The organism is Vibrio makurazakiensis (genome assembly GCF_050337375.1).
In the GTDB taxonomy this organism is placed as follows: Bacteria; Pseudomonadota; Gammaproteobacteria; order Enterobacterales; family Vibrionaceae; genus Vibrio; species Vibrio makurazakiensis.
Genome location: NZ_JAKJSW010000441.1, coordinates 1 through 1319, shown reverse-complemented (window position 1 = coordinate 1319; position 1319 = coordinate 1). Strand labels below are relative to the sequence as shown.

The following is a 1319-nucleotide window of genomic DNA, read 5'->3' as shown; positions in this document are numbered from 1 at the left end:
CTAAATGACAGGCCGTTAAAGGGATTGAGAGAAATGAGATGTACCAATGTGAGGTGATAGACTCGGAGGTGCATCAAGCAATGCCTAAAGGAGATCAATTATGGCAATAAATGTAAACACGAACGTGTCTGCAATGACCGCACAGCGTTACCTAAACAGCGCTGCTGAGGGAACTCAAAAATCGATGGAGCGTTTGTCTTCTGGCTATAAAATTAATAGCGCAAAAGATGATGCTGCCGGTCTTCAAATTTCCAACCGCTTAACTTCGCAAAGTCGCGGCCTTGATATGGCTGTGAAAAATGCAAATGATGGTATCTCTATTGCTCAAACCGCTGAAGGCGCGATGAGTGAGTCTACTAACATTCTGCAACGTATGCGTGACCTAGCACTTCAATCTTCTAACGGCTCAAACAGTAAATCTGAACGCGTAGCGATTCAGGAAGAAGTTTCAGCTTTGAATACCGAACTTAACCGTATTGCAGAAACTACCTCATTTGGTGGTAATAAACTGCTTAACGGTACGTATGGTAGCCAGTCTTTCCAAATCGGTGCCTCTTCTGGTGAAGCAGTAATGCTTTCTATCGATAATATGCGTTCTGACACTGTTGCTATGGGTGGTAAAAGCTATGTAGCAACTCAAGGTCAAGATCCATCTTGGAGAGTTGGTGCTGGTGCTGACCTAACTTTGGCATACAATGACAAGTTTGGTGAAGCTCAGCAGATTACGATCAGCGCTAAAGAAGGCAATGATCTTGAAGAGCTTGCGACTTACATCAATGGTCAAAGCCAAGATGTAAAAGCATCGGTTGGTGAAGAAGGTAAACTTCAACTTTTTGCAAATTCGCAAAACGTTGAGGGTGACGTGACATTCGGTGGTTCTCTAGCTGGTGACTTAGGTATTGGCGCAGGTACTGACGTAACCGTTAATGATATTGACGTTACTTCTGTTGCTGGTTCAAACGAAGCGGTATCCATCATTGATGGAGCACTAAAAGCAGTAGATAGCCAGCGTGCTTCTCTGGGTGCATTCCAAAACCGTTTTGACCATGCAATTAGTAACTTAGATAACATCAACGAAAACGTTAATGCTTCGAAGAGCCGCATCAAAGATACTGACTATGCTAAAGAAACAACCCAGATGACGAAGTCTCAAATTTTGCAACAAGCGAGTACTTCAATTCTGGCGCAAGCTAAGCAGTCACCATCTGCAGCTCTAAGCTTATTGGGCTAAACTTATCTTAGGATAGGTTGAGCAATAGAAACTCTATTGCTAGCCCATAAGGTGGAAGGGAGATTGTTATGGAAATATCATCCTACAC

General features: G+C 43.2%; 1 protein-coding gene. It reads left to right on the top strand.

Features of this window, described 5'->3' with window-relative positions; all coding sequences use genetic code 11:
• The first annotated feature begins 100 nt into the window (after window positions 1-100).
• Window positions 101-1231: a flagellin gene (locus L4C33_RS22300; RefSeq protein ID WP_428814562.1), complete on the top strand. Its 1131-nt coding sequence runs from the start codon at window positions 101-103 to the stop codon at window positions 1229-1231.
• The last annotated feature ends 88 nt before the right edge of the window (window positions 1232-1319 follow it).

Excerpts from the sequence above, each read along its gene's own strand:
- L4C33_RS22300 (WP_428814562.1), top strand. The coding sequence starts at position 101 with ATGGCAATAAATGTAAACACGAACGTGTCTGCAATGACCGCACAGCGT.